Raw genomic sequence first — 23,814 nt, forward strand, 5'->3', positions numbered from 1 at the left:
CGCCCATGTGTGGACGCTACGCCCTGTTTCGCTGGACCCAGGCCTTCGCCGGCCTGCCCGGTTTCCCTTCGAGCCAGCAGGCCCAATGGAACATCTCGCCCGGCGCCACGGTGCTGATCCAGCGCCAGCTCGATGGCCAGATGCAACTGGCCAGCGCCCGCTGGGGGCTTACCCCGGCCTGGTTGACCGACCTGTCGCGCACGCCGGCCCAGGCCCGCGCCGAAACCCTCGCCGAGCAACCCATGTTTCGTGACGCGCTGCGCCAGCGGCGCTGCCTGATGCCGGCCAACGGTTTCTACGAATGGCGCGGCACGGCGCGCAAACGCCCTTACTGGGTGACGCCGGGGGAGGGGGCTTCGCTGTTCTTCGCGGCGGTGTGGGAAGTCTATCCGGTGCAGGAGCAGGCGTGGCTGAGCTGTGCCGTGGTGACGCAAGCGGCGATGAACCAGCGTCGGCCGTTGATCCTGGATGAGGCCGAGCAGGCGATCTGGCTGGATCCGCAGACGCCGCTGGCGCGGCTGCACGAGTTGCTGGCCAAGCCGCCGACCGCCTTGCGCGAAAGGGCGTTGGCGTATTTCGTCAACGATCCGAAGCTCAATGGGCCGGAGTGCCTGACGCCGGCTTGAGCAGCGCACTGTAGGAGCGGCTTTAGCCGCGATACAAACGACGCGGTGCCTGGCACCGGCATTGCCGGTGCTCGCGGCTGAAGCCGCTCCTACAGGTTTGCTGCATTTCAGACCCTGAACTGATTGATCAGGCGCCGTTGCTGCTCTGCCAGCTTGGTCAGCTCGGCGCTCGCCTGGCTCGACTCGTCGGCGCCACCGGCCACCTCGCCGGCCACCTGGCCGATGTTGATCACGTTGCGGTTGATATCCTCGGCCACTGCACTTTGCTCTTCGGCGGCGCTGGCGATCTGGGTGTTCATGTCGTTGATCACCGACACGGCCTGGGTGATGCTCTCCAGCGATTCTGCGGCGCGGCTGGCCTGCTGCACGCTGACATCGGTCTTGCCCTGGCTTTCCTCCATCACCCGCACCACTTCCCGCGTGCCTTGCTGCAACTGCTGGATCATCTGCTGGATTTCTTCGGTGGCCTGCTGGGTTTTCTGCGCCAGGTTGCGCACCTCGTCGGCGACCACGGCGAAGCCACGGCCTTGCTCGCCGGCCCGGGCGGCCTCGATGGCTGCGTTGAGTGCCAGCAGGTTGGTCTGCTCGGCGATCGCGCGGATGGCCACCAGGATGGCGTTGATGTTCTCGCTGTCGCGGGCCAGGTCCTGGACCACGGTGACGGCGCGGCCGATTTCGGTGGCCAGGGCACTGATCGAGTGCGAGGTGCCGCGCACGATATCCAGGCCTTCGTTGGCGGCGCGGTCGGCGTCGCTGGCGGCCTGGGCCGCCTGGGTGGCGTTGCGCGCCACATCCTGGGCCGTGGCGGTCATTTCGTGCACGGCGGTGGCCACCTGGTCGATCTCGGCCATCTGCTTGTGCACGCCCTGGTTGGTACGGATGGCGATGTCGGCGGTATGCTCCGACGAGTCGCTGACCTTCTGCACCGAACTGACCACCTGGCTGATCATCGTCTGCAACTTGGCCAGGAAGGTGTTGAAGCCCTTGGCGATGGCGCCCAGCTCGTCGGCGCGGTCGCTTTGCAGGCGGCGGGTCAGGTCACCCTCGCCCTGGGCGATGTCGTCGAGCATGGCGACCATCTGCCTGAGCGGTCGGGCAATGCCGTGCGCCAGCAGCCAGATCACCAGCAGGCCCAGGGCGGCGATGCCCAGGCCGACCACGGTCATGCCGGCGATATCGGTGCGGCGTTGTTCGGCCAGGTCTTTCTGCAACTGGTTGACGTTGGCCATGACGGTACTGAGCGGCAGTTCCAGCAGCAGGGTCCAGCGGGCGTCGGTGCTGGCCACTTTGAACGGCAGGTACAGCTCGATGCGGTCCTTGGCGGTCTGGACCTTGTAGTGCAGGTCTTCGCCGACGAGGTTCTTGAGGGTGCTCGCTTCGTCGGCGTCCAGCACGTCGCTGGCCTTTTCGCCGAACTTGGCCGGGTCACGGGTGTAGGCCACCAGGCGACCGTTGCCCGACACCAGGGCCAGTTCGCCGGCGCCATTGTAGAGCTGGCGATCGGCGGCGTTGAGCAGGTCCTGGATGAAGTTCACCGACAGGTCGGCACCGGCCATGCCCTTGAACTGGCCGTCGACCATGATCGGCTCGACGAAGGACGCGAGCATGACCATCTTGTCGCCCACTTTATAAGGGGCCGGGTCGATCACGCAGGCTTTCTTCGACTCTTTCGGGCACAGGTAGTACTCGCTGGCGCGCACGCCGGTGGCCAGTACGGTGCGGTCGTCGACGTCGGCCAGCTTGTCCTGGCCAAGGCTGCCATCGCCGTTGCGGAACCACCAGGGCAGGAAGCGGCCGCTGGCGCTGTCGATGCCGACCATGCTGCTGCCGACATAGCGGGCATCGTCGTGGTCGAGGGCGTTCGGCTCCCAGCCCAGATAGGCGCCGAGCACGCTCGGGTTGGCCTCGACGGTGCGCTTGAGCTGGTTGATCAGGTGTTCGCGCTCGACCCGCATCAGTGGCCGGCCGTCGGCGCCTTGCATGCCGATCATTGCGTTGCCGGTGGCCAGGCCACGGGCGATCGACAGCGGTGCCTCCAGGCCGCGCTGGATCTCGCTGACCTGGGTGCGGGCCAGCGCCGACAGGCGCTGTTCGATCACGCTTTCGAACTGTTGCTGGGTGCGTTGCTGTACCAGCGCCTGGGTGCGTTCGCCGGAGTACACGGCATAGAGCACCAGGGCGGCGACAATGCTCAGCACGATGGCACCGGCCAGGGCGGCCACGGAAAACTGGATCGACTTGAACTTCATGGAAGGCTCCGCGCGCAAGGAGGTCGTGTCCCCGGGTTATCGGCGGGCTAATACAAAAGCATGAGGGGTGGAGAGAAATCTTACCTGCGGCTCTGGCAGGGCCAGACGACTAGGCCTAGGATACGCGGCACGTAAAAAGGGAGTGTTTCAAATGCGTAAGTCATTCGTTGTCAGTATGTTGAGCGCCAGCGTCCTGCTGGGCGGCTGCCAGGCGGTCAATACCACCAGCGGTGGCGCCGTAGGCGTCGAGCGCAAGCAGTACATGTTCAGCATGCTCTCGACCGATGAGGTCAACCAGATGTACGCCCAGTCCTATCAGCAGACCCTCGGTGAGGCGTCGAGCAAGGGCGTCCTGGATAAAAGCAGCGCCGACGCCAAGCGCGTGCAGGCCATCGCCGATCGTCTGATCGCCCAGGCGCCACAGTTCCGGCCGGATGCCGCGCAGTGGAAATGGGAAGTCAACGTCATCAAGAGCGACGAACTGAACGCCAACTGCGGCCCGGGCGGCAAGATCATCGTCTATACCGGCCTGATCGATCAGCTCAAGCTTACTGACGCCGAGATCGCCGCGGTCATGGGCCACGAGATTGCCCACGCCCTGCGCGAGCATGGCCGTGAAGCGATGTCCAAGGCCTATGGCGTGGAAATGGCCCGCCAGGGCGCCGGTGCGATCCTGGGCCTGGGCCAGGACAGCATGGCGCTGGCCGACACCGTGGTGAACTACGCCATGACCTTGCCCAACAGCCGCGCCAATGAAAACGAAGCCGACCTGATCGGCCTGGAACTGTCGGCCCGCGCCGGCTACGACCCGAACGCCGCGATCACCCTCTGGAACAAGATGAGCAAGGCGTCCGAAGGCGCGCCGCCTGAGTTCATGAGCACGCACCCGGCTTCCAGCAGCCGTATCGCTTCGCTGCAGGCAGCCATTCCGAAGGTGATGCCGCTGTATCAGGCTGCCAAGAAGTAAGTCGCCGGGCCCCTGTAGGAGCCGGCTTTACCGGCGAACACCGGCAAAGCCGGTGCCATGCACCGCGGTGTCTGGTTCGCCAGCAAGGCTGGCTCCTACAGGGTCTTCAGCCTATCCAGCCGCTGGTCTTCATCGCCGAATACACCGCGACGACGGCCAGCACGAAGAACGCCGCCGCCGCCAGGCGACGGATCAGCGTCAACGGCAGTTTCTCCGCGGCGAAATTGCCCGCCAGCACCACCGGCACGTTGGCAATCAGCATGCCCAGGGTGGTACCGATGATCACCATGATCAGGTGCGGGTACTGGGCCGCCAGCATCACCGTGGCGACCTGGGTCTTGTCGCCGATCTCGGCCAGGAAGAAGGCGATCAACGTGGTCAGGAACGGCCCGAAGCGTCGCGCGTTGCTGGTTTCGTCATCGTCCATCTTGTCTGGCACCAGGGTCCACAGCGCGGTGGCGGTGAAGCTCGCGGCGAGGATCCAGTGCAGCACGGATTCGGTGAAGAAGCTGCTGACCCAGGCACCCACGGCGCCCGCGGCGGCGTGGTTGGCCAGGGTGGCGGCGATGATGCCGGCGATGATCGGCCAGGGTTTGCGGAAGCGCGCCGCGAGGATGAGCGCGAGCAGCTGCGTCTTGTCGCCGATTTCGGCGAGGGCAACGATGGCGGTGGGGACGAGCAGAGATTCCAGCATCAGGATTCCTACGGGGGCGGGTCGACACGGCTATGACACGTACGACCTCCCCGCCCCGGGTAAGGTGTGCGTGTCATAGGTCTTGTCAAACCCTGGACCTGTCTGCGCAGATCGTGGGTCGCACGCGCCATGGCCTGTGGGCCAAGTGTGTTGACGCGTACCGGGCGAGCGGAGGGCTCGCGGGAGACTACTCCCCTAGGACGGAGCGGATTCTGCCTACGCCGGGCGGTTTCGGCAAGCCCTGTTTTTACCCGCGTGTCGCCCGGTAGATGCGAAAGCCCTGTGCTTCGGCGCGGATCTCGCAGTTGCCAAGGGCGCCTTCGATGAGCGGTTGGTAGCGCAGGAAACTGTTGGCTACCAAGCGAATTTCGCCACCTTTTCGCAGATGTTCGCCGGATTTTTTTAGCAGATTTTCCGAGGCTTGGTAATCGGTGTGCACCCCGGTGTGGAAGGGCGGATTGCTCAGGATCAGGTCCAGCTCACCCGGTGCGGCGTCGATACCGTCACCGCTGATCACTTGCCCTTCCAGACCATTGGCCGCCAGGGTCAGGCGGCTGGCGGCGACGGCAAAGGCATCGACATCCAGCAGGGTGACCTGGCTCTGTGGGTAGCGGCGCTTGATCGTCGCGCCCAGCACGCCGGCACCACAGCCGAAGTCGAGGACATGCCCACTGGGCAACCCGTCAAGGTGTTCCAGCAGCAGGGCGGTGCCCTTGTCCAGGCGACCGTGGCTGAATACACCCGGCAGGCTGACCACTTGCAACGGGCCGTCCTCGAGCGGCAGCTCGAAGCGCTCGGCCAGGCTTTCCAGCGGCTTGGCCTCGGGGGCGTGGTCGACGGTCACCTGCCACAGCTGGCAGTGGCGCGCGCTGTCGAGCTTGCGGGGCTTGCCGAACGCTTGCAGCTGTTTCGCCGCGCCCTCGATGCCGCCGCGTTTCTCACCGACCAGGTACAGCTCGCGCCCGGCCAGGCGCGCGGCCAGGGCATTGAGCAGGTAGGCGGCCAGTTCACGGGACTTGGGCAGGAACAGGATAGCGCTGTCGAAAGCCACTTCAGGCACGCTCACACCATGGTGGCAGCGGCCGCCGAAACGGCTTTCAAGCAGTGCCTGGTCGCCTGCGTGCCAAGTCCAGCCGTGGGCCTTGGGCAATTGGCCGAGCAGGCCATCGGCGGGGGCGCCGGCGATCAGCAACGGGCCCTGAAACAGCTCCGCCTGGCGGAGCACTACTTCACTGCGCGGGTCCATAAACGGCGCCTCCTGGAAAAAGTGGCGCAGTGTAGCAGAGCCTGCGCCGCCTCAGCCCACCACACGCCGCGGCTGCCCGGCAAAGAACGCCTGGGCGTTTTCGGCGAGTTGGCCGACGATGCGCTGGCGCGACTCTACCGCGCCCCAGGCGCTGTGCGGGGTCACGATCAGGCGGGGAATATCCGCTGCCAGCAAGGGGTTGCCATTGACCGGAGGCTCGACACTGAGCACATCGGTTGCCGCGCCGCCCAGGTGACCGTTGCGCAGGGCTTCGGCCAGGGCCTGTTCGTCGATCAGCCCGCCACGGGCGGTGTTGACCACCAGCGCGCCGGGCTTGAGCAGGGCCAGCTCACGGGCACCGATCATGTGTCGGGTGCGATCGTTGAGCGGGCAGTGCAGGGTCAGGGCGTCGACCTGAGGCAACAGTTCATCGAGTGGCAGCCGATCATCGCGTGCCGGGCGCCCAGGGATCTGCCCGCTGAGCACGCGCATGCCGAACGCCTCGGCCAGCCGCGCCACCGCGCCACCCAGCTCGCCATGGCCGAGCAGGCCAAGGGTCTTGCCTTCGAGTTCGACGATGGGGAAATCCAGCAGGCAGAACTGGCTGGCCTTGGCCCACTGGCCCTTGGCCACGGCCTGGTGGTAGTCGCACAGGCGCGTGGCCAGGGCCAGCAGCAGGGCCAGGGTGTGCTGGGCCACTGACGGCGTGCCGTAGCCCTGGCAGTTGCACACGGTGATGCCTTGGGCGCGGGCGGCGGCCAGGTCGACGTTGTTGGTGCCGGTGGCGGCGACCAGGATCAGCTTGAGCTGAGTGTTGGCGGCCAGGCTGGCGGCGTCGAGCACCACCTTGTTGCTGATCACCGCCACGGCGCCCCGCAGGCGTTCGGCCACTTGCTCGGGGCGGGTAGTGGCGAACAACTGAAGTTCATCGAACTGACCTTGCAGTGGGGAAAGGTCGAGGTCACCGAGGTCGAGGGATGGGTGGTCGAGAAACACGGCGCGACGTGGATTGGGCATGGGGTCTCCGATTTGGGAGTGGTTCGGTCGCCGCGGTGGGTTTGGTCGGCGGGACTCTGTAGGAGCGGGTTTACCCGCGAACACGGGCGAAGCCCGTGCCATGCACCGCGTTGCCTGATTCGCGGGTAAACCCGCGAATCAGGGGGGCGCGATCCAACCTGGGCAGTGTCTGGCCCACCGGTGCCGTTCGTCAACGCCGGCATCGCCGCTCATACCTTTGCGCGGCAAATCATTCCTTCGGCTGATTTGACCGGCGCGTCACCGATCTAGAGTGGATCCCAGAGCTGTCCGGCCCGCATCACAGAAAAGGGATACCCATGTTGCAGACGCGTATCATCAAGCCCGCCGAGGGCGCCTACGAATTTCCGCTGCTGATCAAGCGCCTGCTGATGTCCGGCAGCCGCTATGAAAAGACCCGCGAGATCGTCTACCGCGACCAGATCCGCCTCACCTATCCGCAACTGGGCGAGCGCATCGCTAGGCTGGCCAACGTACTGACCGCAGCTGGCGTCAAGGCCGGTGACACGGTGGCGGTGATGGACTGGGACAGCCACCGCTATCTCGAATGCATGTTCGCCATCCCGATGATCGGCGCGGTGGTGCACACCATCAACGTGCGCCTGTCGCCGGAGCAGATTCTCTACACCATGAACCACGCCGAAGACCGCTTCGTGCTGGTCAACAGTGATTTCATCGGCCTCTATCAAACCATCGCCGGGCAACTGACCACGGTGCAAGGGACCGTGTTGCTGACCGACGGGCCGGACAAGGCCGCCGACCTGCCGGGCCTGCGCGGTGAATACGAGCAACTGCTGGCAGCGGCCAGCCCGCACTACGACTTCCCCGACTTCGACGAGAACTCGGTGGCCACCACGTTCTACACCACCGGCACCACCGGCAACCCCAAGGGTGTGTATTTCACCCATCGCCAGCTGGTGCTGCACACTCTGGCCGAAACCTCCGTGCTCGGCAGCCTGGACAGCGTGCGGTTGCTGAGCAGCAACGACGTCTACATGCCGATCACTCCCATGTTCCACGTGCACGCCTGGGGCATTCCCTATGCGGCGACGATGATGGGGATCAAGCAGGTCTACCCCGGGCGCTACGAGCCAGACATGCTGATCAAGCTGTGGCGTGAAGAGAAGGTGACCTTCTCCCATTGCGTACCCACCATCCTGCAGATGCTGCTCAATTGCCCGTCGGCCGCCGGCCAGGACTTCGGCGGCTGGAAGATCATCATCGGCGGCAGCGCGCTCAACCGTGCGCTGTATGAAGCTGCGCTGGCCCGGGGTATCCAGCTCACCGCCGCCTACGGCATGTCCGAGACCTGCCCGCTGATCAGCGCCGCGCACCTGAACGACGAGCTGCAGGCCGGCAGCGAGGATGAGCGCACCAGCTACCGGATCAAGGCTGGTGTGCCGGTGCCGCTGGTCGAAGCTGCCATCGTCGATGGCAATGGCAACTTCCTGCCCGCTGATGGTGAAACCCAAGGCGAGCTGGTGTTGCGCGCACCCTGGCTGACCATGGGTTATTTCCGCGAGCCGGAGAAGAGCGAAGAGCTCTGGCAGGGTGGCTGGCTGCACACAGGCGATGTCGCCACCCTCGACGGCATGGGGTTCATCGATATCCGCGACCGTATCAAGGATGTGATCAAGACCGGTGGCGAATGGATCTCGTCGCTCGACCTCGAGGACCTGGTCAGCCGCCACCCTGCGGTGCGCGAGGTGGCGGTGGTCGGCGTGCCTGATCCGCAGTGGGGCGAGCGGCCGTTCGCACTGCTGGTGGTGCGCGAGGGGCAGAACATCGATGCACGCAGCCTGAAGGAACACCTCAAGCCTTTCGTCGAGCAGGGGCATATCAACAAGTGGGCGATTCCTAGCCAGATCGCCATTGTTACTGAAATTCCCAAGACCAGTGTCGGCAAGCTCGACAAGAAGCGCATCCGCGTGGACATCAGCCAATGGCAGGCCAGTAACAGCGCATTCCTCTCCACGCTGTAACCACCCTCGTGTGTCGCGTTCGCAAGATCGCGACCCGCACGCTAGAGAGGGTGGTGTCTTGTCAAACGGCAAAATTGAGCCATGCTTCACCACTGCCAGCGCACAGGCCGGTCTTTTGGGGCGGGCCAACAGCAGGGAGCGCAAATCACACTTTAGAGGGATCTAGCACCTGTGACCGCTGGCTATAGTCGGGCCAGGGGAATTTCAGGAATGGGGGAGGGCGCCGCGCATTGTCGTGGCGCCTCGGGCAGGAGCCGGCTTCACCAGGCGCTCGGCCGTTTCTGAAAGGACTCACTGCCATAACAAAAAAGTACATGGAGTAGCGTCGATGACATCTGCAAACCCGTTCTGGCGCCGGGCACGTCTGCCCTTGGCCGTCAGCCTCGCTTCCACGCTTGCAAGTCCTGCTTTCGCGGTCAGCTTCAACATCGGTGAAATCGAAGGCCAGTTCGACTCGTCGCTCTCCATCGGCGCCAGCTGGTCGACAGCCAATCCGAACAAGAACCTCATCGGGGTCAACAACGGCGGCAAGGGGTTGTCGCAGACCTCCGACGACGGCCATCTCAACTTCAAGAAGGGCGAGACCTTCTCGAAGATCTTCAAGGGTATCCACGACCTCGAGCTCAAGTACGGTGACACCGGCGTGTTCGTCCGTGGCAAGTACTGGTACGACTTCGAGCTCAAGGACGAACACCGCGAGTTCAAGGATATCAGCGACTCCAACCGCAAGGAGGGCGCCAAGTCCTCGGGTGCGGAGCTGCTCGACGCCTTCGTCTACCACAACTACTCCATCGCCGACCTGCCGGGCTCGGTGCGCCTGGGCAAGCAGGTGGTCAGCTGGGGTGAGAGCACCTTCATCGGGGGCGGCATCAACTCGATCAACCCGATCGACGTGTCCGCCTTCCGCCGCCCGGGCGCCGAGGTGAAGGAAGGCCTGATCCCGGTCAACATGTTCTACATCTCCCAGAGCCTCACCGACAACCTGTCGGCCGAAGCCTTCTACCAGCTCGAATGGGACCAGACCGTCGTCGACAACTGCGGTACCTTCTTCTCGCAACCGGACATCATCGCCGACGGTTGCAACAACAACCTGCGGGTGCTCAACAGCAGCCGCACGGTGCCGGTGGCCGCCCAGCAGTTCCTCGCCACCCGTGGCGTGAACATCAACGAGGAAGGCGTGATGGTCGGCCGCGGCCCGGACCGTGACGCCCGCGACAGCGGCCAGTTCGGCGTCGCCATGCGCTACATGTTCGAGCCGCTGGACACCGAGTTCGGTGCCTACTTCATGAACTACCACAGCCGCGCGCCGATCTTCAGCGCCACCGGTGCTCCGCAGTCGGTGTACGCCGGCCTGGCGGGCCTGCCGGCCCAGCTGAGGTCGCTGGCGCCGATTATCGTCGCGGGCAACTCGAAGTACTTCGTCGAGTACCCGGAAGACATCCGCCTCTACGGCCTGAGCTTCTCCACCACGCTACCCACCGGCACGGCCTGGAGCGGCGAGTTGAGCTACCGCCCCAATGCCCCGGTGCAGTTGAACACCACCGATATCCTGTTCGCCGGCGTGCGTCCGATCGGTGGCGCGCTGGCCAACGCCTCGCTGCTCAACGGCGTTCCCGGCCAGGACCTGCATGGTTATCGCCGCAAGGAGATCACCCAGTTCCAGACCACCCTGACGCACTTCTTCGACCAGGTGATGGGCGCCAGCCGCATGACCGTTGTCGGCGAGGTGGGTGTCACTCACGTCGGCGGCCTGGAAAACGCCCACGAAGTTCGCTACGGCCGCGACCCGGTCTATGGCCCTGGCCCGCTGCCCGCCACCGGCGGTGCCAACACCTGCCAGGCACTCAATGCCAGCACCATCGCCGGTGCCGGTGCTGGCGCCTCCACCGCCAACCTCAACCGCAAGTGCGAGAACGACGGCTACACCACCAGCACCTCCTGGGGCTACCGCGCCCGGGTGATCTGGGACTACAACGATGTCTTCGCCGGGGTCAACCTCAAGCCCAACGTGGCCTGGTCCCACGACGTCTCCGGCTACTCGCCGGGCCCTGGCGGCAACTTCGAGGAAGGCCGCAAGGCGGTCAGCCTGGGCCTGGACGCCGAGTACCAGAACACCTACACGGCCAGCCTGTCGTACACCAACTTCTTCGACGGCAAGTACACCACCGTGGATGACCGCGACTTCGTCGCCCTCAGCTTCGGCGTGAACTTCTAAGAACACTGATCCAGGACGACACAGAATGAAGATGACCACACGTCTGCTGCAAGCCGGTGTACTGGGCCTGTCCCTGCTGGCGACCAGCGTCATGGCTGCGGTTTCCGCCGATGAAGCAGCCAAGCTAGGCTCGACCCTTACGCCAATGGGGGCGGAGAAAGCCGGTAACGCCGATGGTTCGATCGGCCCTTGGGAGCCGTTGTCGAAGTCCGCCGGGACGGTCGATGCCAAGGGTTTCCTCTCCGACCCCTATGGCAGCGAGAAACCGCTGTTCACTATCACCAAGCAGAACGCTGCCCAGTACAAGGACAAGCTTTCGCCTGGCCAGATGGCGATGCTCGAACGCTACCCGGACACCTACAAGATACCGGTGTACAAGACCCACCGCGGCTCTACCGTGCCTGACGATGTCTTCGCCGCGATCAAGGAAAACGCAACCAAGACCACGCTGGTCGGGGGCGGCAACGGCCTGGAGAACTTCCGCACCGCCATTCCGTTCCCGATCCCCAAGGATGGTGTGGAAGTGATCTGGAACCACATCACCCGCTACCGCGGTGGCAGCGTGACGCGCCTGGTCACGCAGGCCACCCCGCAGCAGAACGGCTCGTACAGCCTGGTGTACTTCAGGGACCAGTTCGTCTTCCGCGACAAGATGAAGGATTACGACCCGAGCAACCCAGGCAACATCCTGTTCTATTTCATGCAGGAAGTGACCGCGCCAGCGCGCCTGGCTGGTACCGTGCTGCTGGTCCACGAAACCCTCGACCAGGTCAAGGAGCCGCGCAAGGCGTGGATCTACAACGCTGGCCAGCGCCGCGTGCGCCAGGCACCGCAAGTGTCGTACGACGGTCCGGGTACCGCCGCCGACGGCCTGCGTACGTCCGACAACCTGGACATGTTCAACGGCGCGCCTGATCGCTACGACTGGAAGCTCGAAGGCAAGAAGGAGATGTACATCGCCTCCAACGCCTACAAGCTCGATGACCCGAAGCTCAAGTACGCGGACATCATCAAGCCTGGCCACATCAACCAGGACCTGGCGCGTTACGAGCTGCGCCGTGTCTGGCACGTGGTCGCCACGCTCAAGCCTGGCCAGCGGCACATCTACGCCAAGCGTGACTTCTACATCGACGAGGACACCTGGCAAGCTGCGGTGATCGACCAGTACGACGGCCGCAACCAGCTGTGGCGCGTGTCTGAAGCCCATGCCCAGCCGTACTACAACGTGCAGGTGCCGTGGTACACCCTCGAGGCCATCTACGACCTGCAATCGGGCCGCTACCTGGCCCTGGGCATGAAGAACGAAGAGAAGAGCGCCTACGACTTCGGCTTCAGTGCCAGCAAGGCCGACTTCCAGCCAGCCGCCCTGCGTCAGTCGGGTGTACGTTGAGCTGATTGTCACCCACTCCGTGTGATCCCCCAGAACGCCCCGGCTTGCCGGGGCGTTTCTGTTTTGGCGTGGGCTGAATCCGGCAGGGATTTTCTACCCTGCATTGATGACGAGCTATCGACCCCGCTGATGTCGATCAGTCTTGTTTCGTTTTGTCGTAGTCTTTTTTGCTCGAAGCGCCCCCATCATCTTCAATTGCGTGGCGTTTGCCGCTAGTCTCGCAAAGATCCGTACCGCCGAAGCCTTACAATCAGAACGAGCCGGCCATGACAGACCTGTCCCGTACGCATGGAGTTGCCAGTCAGGCCTTGGGCCTGCTGGACGGGCGTTTCTTCCGGCCTCCGCTGCCGGAAGCGCACGTACCGAGAGCGCGCCTGTGCCAGCGGTTGCAGCCTGGGCTAACTGGCCGGTTGCTGTTGGTCAACGCACCGGCGGGCTTTGGCAAAAGCTCCCTCGCCATCGAGTTCTGCCAGGAATTACCCACTCATTGGCGCAGCCTTTGGCTCGGCCTGAGCCAACGCGACGCTGACCCCGGGCGTTTCCTTGAACGCTTGCTCGAAGGTCTCCAACAGTTCTGTCCAGCCTTGGGCGGACAGGCCCTCGGCTTGCTCAAGATGCGTCAGCGTCACCAGCCTTTCGCCTTCGAAGAGTGGCTCGATGGCCTGCTCGACGAGCTGGCGCTCTATCTGCAACCCGACACGCCCTTGCTGCTGGTGCTGGACGACTACCACCTCGCCCAGGGGCCGGTGCTCGATCGCTGCCTGCAATTCTTCCTCAATCACCTGCCACCCGGCCTGGTGCTGCTGGTCACCAGCCGCCAGCGCCCCGATTGGCACCTGGCTCGCCTGAGGCTGTCACGGCAACTGGTCGAGCTCAACGAGCAGGACTTGCGCCTCACTCCAGACGAGGCGCTGGCTGTGATCGGTCGCCAGCCCACCGGCTTGCGTGGCCAGGCCCTCGACAATCTTATCCAGCGCAGCGATGGCTGGGTCGCCGGCCTGCGTTTCTGGCAGCTGGCGGCCAGCGAGTCCGGTGACGACAACGCCTTGCCCCAGGCCCTGCATGGCGGCGAGGGGCTGATCCGTGACTACCTGCTGGAGGAGGTCATCGACATGCTGCCTGCGCCAGTGCAGGCATTCCTCTATGACACCGCTTGCCAGGAGCGCTTCTGTACTGAGCTGTGCGATGCCCTGCGCGAGCGCAATGACAGTTCAGATATCTTGCGCTATTTGCAGGCCCACCAAGTATTCCTGGTGCCGCTCGACGAACACGGGCGCTGGTTCCGCTATCACCATTTGTTCTCCGACCTGCTGCGTAGCCGTCAGGCGACCGAGCCGTTGGCGGCGCTGCACCTGCGTGCGTGTCGTTGGTTCGAAGGGCAGGGGCTGCTCGATGAGGCCGTGGAGCAGGCGTTGCGCGCGGGCCACCTGGATGTGGCCGCCGACCTGGTGCAAAGCCTGTCCGAGGAGCAACTGCTTGCTGAACAGAACGTCGGCATGCTGCTGCGCTGGAAAATGGACCTGCCCGACAGCCTGCTCATCAGCACGCCACGGCTGATCGTGCTGTACAGCTGGGCCTTGGGGCTTGCCTGCCAGTTGGACGCCGCCGAAGAGCTTGCGGGCTACCTCAGCCGTTTCCTGCCAGCACCATCGGCCACGGCCCAGAAGTCGATGCTGGCCCAATGGCTGGCGCTCAGTGGCGTCATCGCCCGTGGCCGCGGTGACCGTGAACGTACCCAGGCGTACTGCGGCGAGGCGTTGCAAAGCCTGCCCTGCAAGCGCTACGGCCAGCGCCTGGTTTGCCTGTCCACACTGTCCAACCTGGCCATCGCCGATGGCGACTTCTGGCGTGCGCGGGGGTGGAACCGTGAGGCGCTGGAACTGGCCCAGCGGGTCGGCAACCCCTTGTTCGAAGCGTTGGCCCACTACGATCGGGCTCGGGTGCTGCATGCCCGCGGCGAGGTGCTGAGGGCGCAGGATGAAGTGCGTCAGGGGCTGCTGCGGCTGCAGGGGTTGTCTGGGCAGCGCCTGTACGCCGTGCGCGCACGCCTCACACTGTACGAAGGTTACCTGCTGGCAGCGCGCCTCCAGCCTGTCCAGGGGCGCGCTCGCTTGCGTGCGGGCCTCAGCGAGGCACGTAGCTGCCGCGATATCAGCGTGTTGATCGGCCATTGCGTGATCGCCTCGCTCGATGGTCGTGAAGGTCGCTTCGCCGAGGCATTCGCGGAGTTGGCCGAAGCTGAGCGGCTGATGCATATCTGGGACGTGCCGCCGATCTTCTACCTGGCCATGATCACCCTGGTGAAATGTGAACTGTGGCTGGCCCAGGGGCGGACGGACCTGGCCGAATCCTGGTTGCTGCGTCTGGGGCAAACCTATGGCGGCGAGCAACCTGCGGCCGCCCCCGAGTTCCACCCGCTGCTGCCCTTGCACATCGAACTGCAGCAGGCATTGCTGGAGCGCGTGCTGGATCGCCCACGCCAGGCCGAGGCACGTCTGCGCACACTGGTCGAACGAGGCCAGGCCAGTGGCGGCATGACACTTGTGGTCAGTGCGTTGTGCCAGTTGATCGGCCTGTTGCTCGGTGAAGGCCGGGAGCCCGAGGCGGGCAGGTTGTTGCCCCAGGCACTTGAGGCGGCTCAAGGTGGTGCGTTGCAGGCATTCCAGCGGTTGCTTGAGGATCAGCCCGCCTGGTTGCGTGAACAACTGGCGGGCCAGCCCGTCAGCCCTGCCCAGGCTGACCTGCTGGCGCGTCTCCCTGAGGCGCAGGCGAATGACCTCGGCGCTACCGAGGCGCTCAGTGGTCGTGAGCTGGCCGTGCTGGAGCTGATTGCCCAGGGCTGCTCCAACCAGCAGATCAGTGAGCGCCTGTTCATCTCGCTGCACACGGTCAAGACCCACGCCAGCCATATCAACGGCAAGCTGGGTGTCGAGCGCCGCACCCAGGCCGTGGCCAGGGCCAAGTCCCTGGGGCTGTTGGCGTAACCCGGCCAGCGTCATTCCAGGGCTCATCTTTCCCGACCCGCTGCCGATACAGGATTCGGCGCCATGCATCGTCGCGCGCCTTCTCCCCATTTCTTCGCATACAGGTCGTGTTGATGCTGCAGTACGGGCAAAAAAGCTTTCTGATCGTCGACGATTTCACCGACTTTCGCACTTCGACCCGCTCCATGCTGCGGGAGCTGGGCGTGCGCGACGTGGATACCGCGGACAGCGGCGAGCAGGCGCTGCGCATGTGTGGGCAAAAGCGCTACGACTTCATTCTCCAGGACTTCCACCTGGGCGATGGCAAGAAGAATGGCCAGCAGGTGCTCGAGGACCTGATCCTCGACAAGCTCATCAGCCATGAGTGCGTGTTCATCATGGTCACGGCCGAGAGCAGCCAGTCCATCGTGCTCAGTGCCATCGAGCACGAACCCGACGCCTACCTGACCAAGCCTTTCAACCGGGTCGGCCTGGCCCAGCGATTGGAGAAGCTCACCCAGCGCAAGACGCTGCTCAAGCCGATCCTCCAGGCGCTCGACCGCTCCCGCCCGGCCGAAGTGCTCGCGGCTTGTGCAGAGCTGTGCAAGAAAGATCCGCGCTTCGCCCCGCTGTGCCTGCGCTATCGCGCCGACGCACTGCGTGACCTGAACCGTTTCGAGGAACTCGAGAAGTTCCTCAAGAGCATCCTGGCCAGCCGCCCACAGCCGTGGGTCTATGCCGCACTGGGCAACCTGTTGCACAAGCGCGGCCAGAACGCACAGGCCCAGGGGGTCTACGAGCAGGCGCTAAAAGCCTTCCCGATCATGCCCAACTTGTATGACGGCATGGCGGAGGTGCTGGTCGCCCAGGGTGAAACCCGGCGTGCCCAGCACATGCTGGAAGAGGCGGTGCGCCTGTCTCCGCTGGCCGTACGCCGCCAGGCCGCGCTGGGCAAGCTGGCGCTGGACAACGCCGACTTCGAGAGTGCGTCGAAGGCCTTCCGCCACGCCGTGAACCAAGGGCAGAGCTCACGCTACAAGGATGCCGAAAGCAACCTGGGCCTGGTCCAGGCCCTCATGAACAAGAACGCCGGTAATGGTCTCGATGCCCGTACCCGCGTCGAAATCAACACCGTGCTCAGCGAAGTGGCCAAGGAAAACGTCGAGGATCAGGGCCTGCAGGTGCGCGCACGCTTGATGAAGGCCGCCAGCCTGCAACAGGCCGGTGACGCGGAAACCGCGGCCAAGCTAACCGAGCAGGCCATGCAGCGCCTGGACAAGATGGAGCAGTTCTTTTCGGTCGAAGCGGCGCTGACGGTGGCCAAGCAGTTGCAGCAGCTTGGCCAGGATGCGGCGGGCACCTCGATTCTCAAGGGGTGCGTGGAGACCTACGGCGATGATCCCAAGGTCATGCAGAGCGTGGCCAAGCTTACTGATGACCCCACGGTGCTCGGTGCCGTGACCGAGGCGGTGGATCTGAACCGTCAAGGCGTGCGCAGCTACCAGGGTGGGCAGCTCAACGAGGCGCTGGGCATGTTCCGCAAGGCGCTGTCGCTGCAGCCGAAGAACATCAGTATCGCCTTGAACACCGCCCAGGCGCTGTTGCGCATCGGTGGCGAGACGCCGTCGCCCGCAGTCATGCAGGAGTGCCGCAACTGCCTGACCAGCGTGGCCGGTATCCCCGCCAGCGACAGCCGCTACGACCGCTACCGCAAATTGCACATCCGGGTGTTCGGCGCATGAATCAGGATAACCAGGGGCTGGACTTCTCCACGGTGATCGCCTCCACCGTGCATGATCTGAAGAACTCGCTCTCGGCGCTGACCCATGCCCACAGCCAATGGCTGGCGCGCCTGCCCGAAGAACTGCGCGGCGGTACCGAGCAAGGCGTGGTGGAGCACGAGCTCAGCCACTTGAACGGCATGTTGGTGCAGTTGCTGGGACTGTACAAGCTGGGCGTCAACCAGCTCCCCATCTGCCCGGACTACCACGAGCTCGACGATTTCATCGAAGCCCAGCTGGCGGCCCAGGAAGAGGTGATCAAGCACCGTGACATCCTCGCCACCTGGCGTATCGAGACCGAAAGCCCGCTGGGGTTCTTTGATCGCGAGCTGGTTGCTTCGGTCGTTGCCAATGTGCTCACCAATGCCATCCGTTATGCCGGTCATGCGCTGCTGATCAGCATCGAGGAGGAGGGCGAGCAACTGGTGATCAGCGTCAACGACGACGGCACCGGTTATCCACAGCGCATGCTCGAGCGCCAGCATGACTATGTGCAGGGTATCGATTCGCAGAGTGGCAGCACTGGGCTGGGGTTGTACTTTGCCGCGCGGATTGCCGCACTGCATGAGCGCAACGGCGTGCGCGGGCGGATTGAGATCGCCAATGGCGGGACGTTGGGCGGCGGGTTGTTCCGGTTGTATCTGCCCTGAGTGATCTCAAGCTGCCTTCATGTGAATGTATTGCTTGATGCGCTCAAATTAGATCTGTTTCCCGAAGCAGCGTAGGCGAATTCCCTTTTGAGCCAGGCGGGCTTTCTTTGAGGTTGGGCGAATGACAATGTAGATACTCCGTTTCTACATTTTACTTGCCATCGCCGAGAGGGTTTCTACTATGTATCTACCTTGGGAGATACTTATGCAGATCAAGATTCAGCAATGGGGCAACAGCGCAGCTATTCGTCTTCCTGCGGCGGTGCTCAAGCAAATGCGCTTAGGGGTGGGTTCAACCTTGAACCTGGATACGGCGGGTGAAACGCTGGTGCTCAAGCCGGTCAGATCGAAACCCCGGTACACACTCGAAGAGTTGATGGCGCAGTGTGACCTGGATGCTCCCGAACCCGCGGACATGGCCGATTGGAACACTATGCCTCCGGTAGGGCGTGAGGTGTGAAGCGGGTCAAGTTCGCCAGGGGCGATATTGTTTTGGTCAATCTCGATCCCACCGTTGGCAGAGAGCAGCAAGGCGCAGCACGGCCTGCGCTGGTGCTGACACCTGCCGCGTTCAATACCTCGGGGCTCGCAGTGATCGCACCGATCTCTCAAGGTGGCGATTTTGCACGGCATGCAGGTTTTGCAGTTACCCTTAGCGGCGCGGGTACGCAGACGCAAGGCGTAATGCTCTGCAACCAGATACGCACGGTGGACCTCGAAGCCAGAAACGCCAAGCGTGTCGAATCTGTTCCGGAAGTCGTGATTCTAGACGCGTTGGCGCGTGTTCAAACCCTCTTCGATTAATTGCCTGTAGTGTCCACTCATGGAAAATGCATCGGTAGCGCTCATCCGCGAAACCTTCCCCGTAGGCCCATTGCAGTGCAACTGCACCCTGATCGGCGACCCCGTCAGCAAGAAAGCCATCGTCGTCGACCCGGGCGGTGACGAGCAGAAAATTCTTGCCCGCCTGCAGCACCATGGCCTGACGCTGGTGAGCATCATCCACACCCACGCCCACTTCGATCATTTCCTCGCCTCCGGCAAGCTCAAGGCACTGACCGGCGCCACGTTGCACCTGCACAAGGCCGACCAGCCGCTGTGGGACAACCTGGAGATGCAATGCCAGATGTTCGGCATGCCCTACACCCCCGTACCGTCGCCTGACCGCTGGCTGAGCGACGACGAAGAGCTGGCCTGCGGCTGCGGCGTGGCGCTGCACACCCCTGGGCACACGCCGGGCTCGATGAGTTTCTGGTTCGCCGAGCACAAGCTGCTGATCGCCGGCGACACCCTGTTCCGTCGGGGCGTGGGCCGTACCGATTTGTGGGGGGGCGATCAGCGGGCTATCGTTCGTTCCATCAAGGAACGGCTGTACCGCCTGGATGAAGAGGCCATCGTGGTGACCGGCCATGGCCCGGACACCCGCCTCGGCGACGAGATGCGCGAGAACCCGTTCGTGCGCGCCTGAGGTTTCATGGAATTTTTCCGCTGCGCTGCAATCCAAGGCTGGCACAGATCCGTGAGTGATCCGCCGCACTTTTGAATTTCAGTAGGAGCTTGTCCATGTTCACCATGCGTCGTCTGATTATCGTCGCTACCGCCGCTGCCCTGATGTCTGGTTGTGCCAGCCCCAACCCGTATGACAACCAAGGCCAGTCGCAGGAATCCACAGGGATGAGCAAGACCGCCAAGTATGGTGGGCTGGGTGCGCTGGCCGGCGCCATCGCCGGTGCCGCCATCGACCACAACAACCGGGGCAAGGGCGCGCTGATCGGCGCCGCCGCGGTGGGCGCCGCCGCCGCCGGCTATGGCTACTACGCCGACAAGCAGGAAGCCGAGTTGCGCGCGAAGATGGCCAACACCGGCGTCGAAGTGCAGCGCCAGGGTGATCAGATCAAGCTGATCATGCCGGGCAACATCACCTTCGCCACTGACTCGGCGAACATCTCCCCAAGCTTCTACTCGCCGCTGAACAACCTCGCCAACTCGTTCAAGCAGTTCAACCAGAACACCATCGAAGTAGTCGGTTTCACCGACAGCACCGGCAGCCGCCAGCACAACATGGACCTGTCGCAGCGCCGCGCCCAGGCTGTCAGCAGCTACCTGACCTCGCAGGGTGTGGATGCTTCGCGGGTAACCGTGCGCGGCATGGGCCCGGACCAGCCGATCGCCAGCAACGCCGATGCCAATGGCCGTGCGCAGAACCGCCGGGTCGAGGTCAACCTGAAGCCGATCCCGGGCCAGCAGTATGACCAGCAGGGTACCGTTCAGCAGTACCCCTAAGTCGCCAAGACGCTGAGTCGGTGGGGCCGCTTCGCAGCCCATCGCGGGTACAGTACAAACCTCAAGGCTTGCGCTGTACCTGTAGGAGCGGGTTTACCCGCGATGGGGCGCATAGCGGCCCCATTTGCATTCAGCGCACGGTGCTGGCCTGGATGGCCGTCAGCGCGATGGTATGCACGATATCGTCCACCTGCGCCCCGCGCGGCAGGTCGTTGACCGGCTTGCGCAGCCCCTGCAGCATCGGCCCGAGGCTGACGCAGTCGGCGCTGCGTTGCACGGCCTTGTGGGTGGTATTGCCGGTGTTCAGGTCGGGGAACACGAACACCGTGGCGCGCCCGGCCACCGGGCTCGAAGGGGCCAGCTGACGGGCGATCTCGGGGTTGGCGGCGGCGTCGTACTGCAGCGGCCCGTCGATCAACAGATCGTGCTCGGCCTGCTGCGCCAGGCGCGTGGCTTCGCGTACCTTTTCCACCTCTTCGTCACTGGCCGCCGAATCGCTGGAGTAGCTGAGCATCGCCACCCGTGGCGCGATGCCGAACGATTCGGCCGACTCGGCGCTCTGCCGGGCGATTTCAGCCAGTTCGGCAGCGCTGGGGTGCGGGTTCATCACGCAATCGCCGTACACCAGCACCTGGTCAGGGAACAGCATGAAGAACACCGACGACACCAGGCTGGCGCCCGGAGCGGTCTTGATCAGTTGCAGGGCGGGGCGAATGGTGTTGGCGGTGGAGTGCACCAGGCCCGAGACCAGGCCATCGACCTCGCCCAGGGCGAGCATCATGGTGGCGATCACCACCGGGTCCTCGAGCTGTTGCTCGGCCATTGGCGCATTGAGGTTCCTGCTCTTGCGCAACTCGACCATGGGTTCGACGTAGCGGCCGCGAATCAGTTCCGGGTCCAGCACTTCCAGGTCAGGCGGCAGGCTGATGCCCTGGGCGCGCGCCACGGCTTCCACCGCCTCCGGCTTGGCCAGCAGCACGCAGCGGGCGATGCCGCGCGCCTGGCACAGCGCGGCGGCCTGGACCAGCAACGGCTCGGCGCCCTCGGGCAGGACGATGCGTTTGTTGGCCTGCTGGGCACGCTGGATCAACTGGTAGCGGAACACCGCTGGCGACAGGCGCAGCTCGCGTGGCGTGCCACAGCGCTGGTGCAACCAGGCGGCATCGAGATGGCTGGCGACGAAGTCGGTGATGAACTCGGCGCGCTCGCGGTCATCCACCGGGATTTCGCGGTTCAGCGAGTTGAGCTGGTTGGCGGTGTCGTAGGAGCCGGTGCTCACCGACAGGATCGGCAGGCCGGCCTGCAAGGCGCCGCGGCACAGGCCAAGGATGCGCGGATCGGGCTTGCTGTCGCTGGTCAGCAGCAGGCCCGCCAGGGGCACGCCGTTGATCGCCGCCAGGCTCACCGCGAGGATGATGTCGTCGCGATCGCCCGGGGTCACCACCAGCGTGCCGGAGGTCAGCAGCGGTACCGTGTTGGCCACGGTGCGCGCGCAGATGATGATCTTGTTCATGCGCCGCTGTTCGTAGTCACCGGCATTGAGCACCTGGGCACCGAGCAACTCGGCGACATCGCGGGTGCGCGGCGCATTGAGGTCGGCCTGGTAGGGGATGCACCCCAGCAGGCGGAAGTCGTTGCCGCGCAGCAGCGGCGAGTGCTCGCGCAAGCGGGTGGCGAAGTCGGCCATGCTTTCGTCGGTGCGCACCTTGTTGAGGATCACCCCCAGCACCTTCGGGTCGCGTGGGCCACCAAACAGCTGGGCCTGCAGCTCGACCCGGCCGGACAGCTCGCTCAGCACCTCGTTTTCCGGCGCAGATACCAGGATCACCTCGGCATCCAGGCTCTTGGCCAGGTGCAGGTTGACCCGCGCCGCGTAGCTGGCGTGCCGGGTCGGCACCATGCCCTCCACCACCACCACGTCCTTGCCGACACAGGCTTGCTGGTAGAGGCGGATGATCTCTTCGAGCAGTTCGTCCAGTTGCCCGTCACCGAGCATGCGCTCGACGTGGGCCAGGCTCAATGGCGTGGGTGGCTTGATACCGTGGGTGCGGGCGACCAGTTCGCTGGAGCGTTCCGGGCCGGTGTCACCGGGATGCGGCTGGGCGATCGGCTTGAAGAAGCCGACCTTGAGCCCGGCACGTTCCAGGGTACGGACCAGGCCCAGGCTGATGGAGGTCAGGCCGACACCAAAGTCGGTCGGCGCGATGAAAAATGTCTGCATGCGTGCTTCTCGAAATAAGCGGTGCAAGGAATTCAATGGCCAAGGGTAGCGCTAACGGCACCCTGGGCGCACCAGCCGCAGGCAAATGCCTGGCCGACCCGTTGCGCACGCTCGGCGGGGTCGAGCACCCAGGGGCGCGATTGCCAGGGGGGCTGGTGGCGCAGGTGCTGGGTGTGGCCGCAGGACAGATCGGCCACCCAGTGGCCTTCCTCGTCCTGGTGAAAGCCGAGGATCTGACTGACGGGCGCCTGTTCGTCCATGGCGCGTTCGCAATCGGACGATGCCTTGGTTACACTTCCCGGTTCTACATTCTTTTGCAAAAGGTCTTGCCCCATGCTGATCGCCGCCAACAAGGCTGTCTCCATCGACTATACCCTGACCAACGACGCTGGTGAGGTCATCGACAGCTCCGCCGGTGGTGCGCCGCTGGTCTACCTGCACGGTGCCGGAAACATCATCCCGGGCCTGGAAAAAGCCCTGGAAGGCAAGCAGGCCGGTGACGAACTGACCGTCGCCATCGAACCGGAAGACGCCTACGGCGAATACTCCGCCGAACTGGTCAGCACCCTGAGCAGCAGCCTGTTCGAAGGCGTCGACAAGCTGGAAGTCGGCATGCAGTTCCACGCCTCGGCGCCGGACGGCCAGATGCAGATCGTCACCATCCGCGACATCGACGGCGACGACGTGACCGTCGACGGCAACCACCCACTGGCTGGCCAGCGCCTGAACTTCAAGGTCAAGGTCGTTGACGTGCGTGACGCCAGCGAAGAAGAAATCGCGCACCGTCACATCCACGGCGAAGGTGGCCATCACCACTGATTTTCTGCGCTAAGCTCAGAGAGTCGCCAGGCGCTCGGGCAAGCCGGACTTGCCCTCCTCGGGAGGGTAGACGGTTTGACCGCGCGCCTTTTTAGTGGGCGGGATTCGCCCCCTGCGGCAAATGGGAACCTGAGAGGGGAATCAACATGAGTGCATTTCACGACCTGACGTTGCAGGCGCTGGATGGCAAGGAGCTGCCCCTTGCACCGTTCAAGGGCCAGGTGGTGCTGGTGGTCAATGTTGCGTCCAAGTGTGGCCTGACGCCGCAGTACGCTTCGCTGGAAAAGCTCCATCAGCAGTTCAAGGGCAAGGGGTTCAACGTGCTTGGCCTGCCGTGCAACCAGTTTGCCGGGCAGGAACCTGGGAGCGAAAAGGAGATCAACGACTTCTGCCGCCTCAACTATGGCGTGAGCTTCCCGATGGGCGCCAAGCTCGAGGTCAACGGCCCGCATCGTCACTCGCTGTATCGCTTGCTGGCGGGCGAAGGCGCCGAATTCCCGGGTGATATCACCTGGAATTTCGAGAAGTTCCTGGTGGGCAAGGATGGCCGTGTGCTGGCGCGTTTCGCGCCACGGACCGCGCCGGATGATCCGACCGTGCTGCAGGCGATCGAGAAGGCGCTGGCCTGAACAGCCCGAGGGGCCGCCGAGCGGCCCCTGCAATCTCTCGCGATACCCCGCAATCACTCAAATC

The 23,814-nt window shown here is 64.2% G+C and carries 20 protein-coding genes, 2 pseudogenes and 1 riboswitch; of the genes and pseudogenes, 14 read left to right on the top strand and 8 right to left on the bottom strand.

Annotated features, from left to right (window positions below; translation table 11 throughout):
* Nucleotides 1–5 precede the first annotated feature (5 nt).
* The gene (locus tag JYG34_RS04185) at nucleotides 6–626 is read left to right on the top strand and encodes an SOS response-associated peptidase (protein WP_213659597.1); all 621 of its coding nucleotides are present in this window, start codon (nucleotides 6–8) and stop codon (nucleotides 624–626) included.
* Between the two features lie 107 nt (nucleotides 627–733).
* Here the strand turns inward: JYG34_RS04185 and JYG34_RS26560 are convergent, their stop codons facing one another.
* The 3 genes and pseudogenes from JYG34_RS26560 to JYG34_RS26570 form a co-directional block, all read right to left on the bottom strand.
* Complete coding sequence (locus tag JYG34_RS26560) at nucleotides 734–1,576, bottom strand: methyl-accepting chemotaxis protein (RefSeq protein ID WP_430624221.1); 843 nt, start codon at nucleotides 1,574–1,576, stop codon at nucleotides 734–736.
* A gap of 15 nt (nucleotides 1,577–1,591) precedes the next feature.
* A pseudogene (locus JYG34_RS26565) lies at nucleotides 1,592–1,855 on the bottom strand (HAMP domain-containing protein); the annotation flags it as partial.
* A 167-nt stretch (nucleotides 1,856–2,022) separates the two neighbouring features.
* A pseudogene (locus JYG34_RS26570) lies at nucleotides 2,023–2,875 on the bottom strand (cache domain-containing protein); the annotation flags it as partial.
* 151 nt (nucleotides 2,876–3,026) lie between these two features.
* On the opposite strand from JYG34_RS26570, the gene JYG34_RS04195 reads away from it, so the two are divergent.
* Nucleotides 3,027–3,842 carry a M48 family metallopeptidase gene (locus JYG34_RS04195; protein ID WP_213659599.1) on the top strand — a complete coding sequence of 272 codons (816 nt, stop codon included), beginning with the start codon at nucleotides 3,027–3,029 and terminating at the stop codon, nucleotides 3,840–3,842.
* Between the two features lie 106 nt (nucleotides 3,843–3,948).
* Here the strand turns inward: JYG34_RS04195 and JYG34_RS04200 are convergent, their stop codons facing one another.
* The 3 genes from JYG34_RS04200 to JYG34_RS04210 all read right to left on the bottom strand — a co-directional run bounded on the left by JYG34_RS04200 (nucleotide 3,949) and on the right by JYG34_RS04210 (nucleotide 6,799).
* Nucleotides 3,949–4,533, bottom strand: a complete 585-nt coding sequence (locus tag JYG34_RS04200; protein WP_213661110.1) for a TMEM165/GDT1 family protein — start codon at nucleotides 4,531–4,533, stop codon at nucleotides 3,949–3,951.
* A 90-nt stretch (nucleotides 4,534–4,623) separates the two neighbouring features.
* Nucleotides 4,624–4,745, bottom strand: a riboswitch (yybP-ykoY riboswitch).
* Nucleotides 4,746–4,783: 38 nt separating this feature from the next.
* Nucleotides 4,784–5,782: a class I SAM-dependent methyltransferase gene (locus tag JYG34_RS04205; protein ID WP_213659600.1), complete on the bottom strand. Its 999-nt coding sequence runs from the start codon at nucleotides 5,780–5,782 to the stop codon at nucleotides 4,784–4,786.
* Between the two features lie 51 nt (nucleotides 5,783–5,833).
* Complete coding sequence (locus JYG34_RS04210) at nucleotides 5,834–6,799, bottom strand: 2-hydroxyacid dehydrogenase (protein WP_213659601.1); 966 nt, start codon at nucleotides 6,797–6,799, stop codon at nucleotides 5,834–5,836.
* 317 nt (nucleotides 6,800–7,116) lie between these two features.
* Here JYG34_RS04210 and JYG34_RS04215 point away from each other — a divergent pair, with 317 nt between their 5' ends.
* The 10 genes from JYG34_RS04215 to JYG34_RS04260 all read left to right on the top strand — a co-directional run bounded on the left by JYG34_RS04215 (nucleotide 7,117) and on the right by JYG34_RS04260 (nucleotide 20,081).
* The gene (locus tag JYG34_RS04215) at nucleotides 7,117–8,799 is read left to right on the top strand and encodes a fatty acid--CoA ligase (RefSeq protein ID WP_213659602.1); all 1,683 of its coding nucleotides are present in this window, start codon (nucleotides 7,117–7,119) and stop codon (nucleotides 8,797–8,799) included.
* Between the two features lie 328 nt (nucleotides 8,800–9,127).
* A complete protein-coding gene (locus JYG34_RS04220; RefSeq protein ID WP_213659603.1) occupies nucleotides 9,128–11,014 on the top strand; it encodes a DUF1302 domain-containing protein in 1,887 nt (628 codons plus the stop codon).
* A gap of 25 nt (nucleotides 11,015–11,039) precedes the next feature.
* Nucleotides 11,040–12,404 (top strand): DUF1329 domain-containing protein, encoded by a 1,365-nt coding sequence (locus JYG34_RS04225; RefSeq protein WP_213659604.1) that lies wholly within the window; start codon nucleotides 11,040–11,042, stop codon nucleotides 12,402–12,404.
* 266 nt (nucleotides 12,405–12,670) lie between these two features.
* Nucleotides 12,671–15,388 carry a LuxR C-terminal-related transcriptional regulator gene (locus tag JYG34_RS04230; RefSeq protein ID WP_213659605.1) on the top strand — a complete coding sequence of 906 codons (2,718 nt, stop codon included), beginning with the start codon at nucleotides 12,671–12,673 and terminating at the stop codon, nucleotides 15,386–15,388.
* A 113-nt stretch (nucleotides 15,389–15,501) separates the two neighbouring features.
* Complete coding sequence (locus JYG34_RS04235) at nucleotides 15,502–17,109, top strand: response regulator (RefSeq protein ID WP_213661111.1); 1,608 nt, start codon at nucleotides 15,502–15,504, stop codon at nucleotides 17,107–17,109.
* Complete coding sequence (locus tag JYG34_RS04240) at nucleotides 17,106–17,798, top strand: sensor histidine kinase (protein WP_011532246.1); 693 nt, start codon at nucleotides 17,106–17,108, stop codon at nucleotides 17,796–17,798. Before JYG34_RS04235 ends, JYG34_RS04240 begins: the two co-directional genes overlap by 4 nt.
* A 181-nt stretch (nucleotides 17,799–17,979) precedes the next feature.
* Entirely contained in the window at nucleotides 17,980–18,258 is a 279-nt protein-coding gene (locus JYG34_RS04245) for an AbrB/MazE/SpoVT family DNA-binding domain-containing protein (RefSeq protein WP_213659606.1), read from the top strand.
* On the top strand, nucleotides 18,255–18,602 hold the full coding sequence (locus JYG34_RS04250; protein ID WP_213659607.1) for a type II toxin-antitoxin system ChpB family toxin: 348 nt from the start codon (nucleotides 18,255–18,257) through the stop codon (nucleotides 18,600–18,602). Before JYG34_RS04245 ends, JYG34_RS04250 begins: the two co-directional genes overlap by 4 nt.
* A gap of 19 nt (nucleotides 18,603–18,621) precedes the next feature.
* A complete protein-coding gene (locus JYG34_RS04255) occupies nucleotides 18,622–19,266 on the top strand; it encodes an MBL fold metallo-hydrolase (protein WP_213659608.1) in 645 nt (214 codons plus the stop codon).
* 95 nt (nucleotides 19,267–19,361) lie between these two features.
* Nucleotides 19,362–20,081 (top strand): OmpA family protein, encoded by a 720-nt coding sequence (locus JYG34_RS04260; protein ID WP_213659609.1) that lies wholly within the window; start codon nucleotides 19,362–19,364, stop codon nucleotides 20,079–20,081.
* Nucleotides 20,082–20,211: 130 nt separating this feature from the next.
* On the opposite strand, the gene pta is transcribed toward JYG34_RS04260, so the two are convergent.
* Entirely contained in the window at nucleotides 20,212–22,302 is a 2,091-nt protein-coding gene (pta, locus tag JYG34_RS04265; protein ID WP_213659610.1) for a phosphate acetyltransferase, read from the bottom strand.
* A gap of 32 nt (nucleotides 22,303–22,334) precedes the next feature.
* A complete protein-coding gene (locus JYG34_RS04270; protein WP_213659611.1) occupies nucleotides 22,335–22,637 on the bottom strand; it encodes a DUF3565 domain-containing protein in 303 nt (100 codons plus the stop codon).
* On the opposite strand from JYG34_RS04270, the gene JYG34_RS04275 reads away from it, so the two are divergent.
* Both JYG34_RS04275 and JYG34_RS04280 read left to right on the top strand, forming a co-directional pair.
* Nucleotides 22,636–23,121, top strand: a complete 486-nt coding sequence (locus tag JYG34_RS04275) for an FKBP-type peptidyl-prolyl cis-trans isomerase (RefSeq protein ID WP_213659612.1) — start codon at nucleotides 22,636–22,638, stop codon at nucleotides 23,119–23,121. The two genes, JYG34_RS04270 and JYG34_RS04275, sit on opposite strands and share 2 nt — an antisense overlap.
* Before the next feature lie 146 nt (nucleotides 23,122–23,267).
* Nucleotides 23,268–23,750: a glutathione peroxidase gene (locus JYG34_RS04280; RefSeq protein WP_011532251.1), complete on the top strand. Its 483-nt coding sequence runs from the start codon at nucleotides 23,268–23,270 to the stop codon at nucleotides 23,748–23,750.
* Nucleotides 23,751–23,814 lie beyond the last annotated feature (64 nt).

This window comes from Pseudomonas entomophila (genome assembly GCF_018417595.1).
GTDB lineage: Bacteria > Pseudomonadota > Gammaproteobacteria > Pseudomonadales > Pseudomonadaceae > Aquipseudomonas > Aquipseudomonas entomophila_C.

Bases quoted from the DNA above. Each gene is read 5' to 3' on its own strand.
- JYG34_RS04185 (WP_213659597.1), top strand. From the start codon at position 6: ATGTGTGGACGCTACGCCCTGTTTCGCTGGACCCAGGCCTTCGCCGGC.
- JYG34_RS26560 (WP_430624221.1), bottom strand. From the start codon at position 1,576: ATGATCAGCCAGGTGGTCAGTTCGGTGCAGAAGGTCAGCGACTCGTCG.
- JYG34_RS04195 (WP_213659599.1), top strand. From the start codon at position 3,027: ATGCGTAAGTCATTCGTTGTCAGTATGTTGAGCGCCAGCGTCCTGCTG.
- JYG34_RS04205 (WP_213659600.1), bottom strand. From the start codon at position 5,782: ATGGACCCGCGCAGTGAAGTAGTGCTCCGCCAGGCGGAGCTGTTTCAG.
- JYG34_RS04210 (WP_213659601.1), bottom strand. From the start codon at position 6,799: ATGCCCAATCCACGTCGCGCCGTGTTTCTCGACCACCCATCCCTCGAC.
- JYG34_RS04215 (WP_213659602.1), top strand. From the start codon at position 7,117: ATGTTGCAGACGCGTATCATCAAGCCCGCCGAGGGCGCCTACGAATTT.
- JYG34_RS04220 (WP_213659603.1), top strand. From the start codon at position 9,128: ATGACATCTGCAAACCCGTTCTGGCGCCGGGCACGTCTGCCCTTGGCC.
- JYG34_RS04225 (WP_213659604.1), top strand. From the start codon at position 11,040: ATGAAGATGACCACACGTCTGCTGCAAGCCGGTGTACTGGGCCTGTCC.
- JYG34_RS04230 (WP_213659605.1), top strand. From the start codon at position 12,671: ATGACAGACCTGTCCCGTACGCATGGAGTTGCCAGTCAGGCCTTGGGC.
- JYG34_RS04235 (WP_213661111.1), top strand. From the start codon at position 15,502: ATGCTGCAGTACGGGCAAAAAAGCTTTCTGATCGTCGACGATTTCACC.
- JYG34_RS04240 (WP_011532246.1), top strand. From the start codon at position 17,106: ATGAATCAGGATAACCAGGGGCTGGACTTCTCCACGGTGATCGCCTCC.
- JYG34_RS04245 (WP_213659606.1), top strand. From the start codon at position 17,980: ATGTATCTACCTTGGGAGATACTTATGCAGATCAAGATTCAGCAATGG.
- JYG34_RS04255 (WP_213659608.1), top strand. From the start codon at position 18,622: ATGGAAAATGCATCGGTAGCGCTCATCCGCGAAACCTTCCCCGTAGGC.
- JYG34_RS04260 (WP_213659609.1), top strand. From the start codon at position 19,362: ATGTTCACCATGCGTCGTCTGATTATCGTCGCTACCGCCGCTGCCCTG.
- pta (WP_213659610.1), bottom strand. From the start codon at position 22,302: ATGCAGACATTTTTCATCGCGCCGACCGACTTTGGTGTCGGCCTGACC.
- JYG34_RS04275 (WP_213659612.1), top strand. From the start codon at position 22,636: ATGCTGATCGCCGCCAACAAGGCTGTCTCCATCGACTATACCCTGACC.
- JYG34_RS04270 (WP_213659611.1), bottom strand. From the start codon at position 22,637: ATGGGGCAAGACCTTTTGCAAAAGAATGTAGAACCGGGAAGTGTAACC.
- JYG34_RS04280 (WP_011532251.1), top strand. From the start codon at position 23,268: ATGAGTGCATTTCACGACCTGACGTTGCAGGCGCTGGATGGCAAGGAG.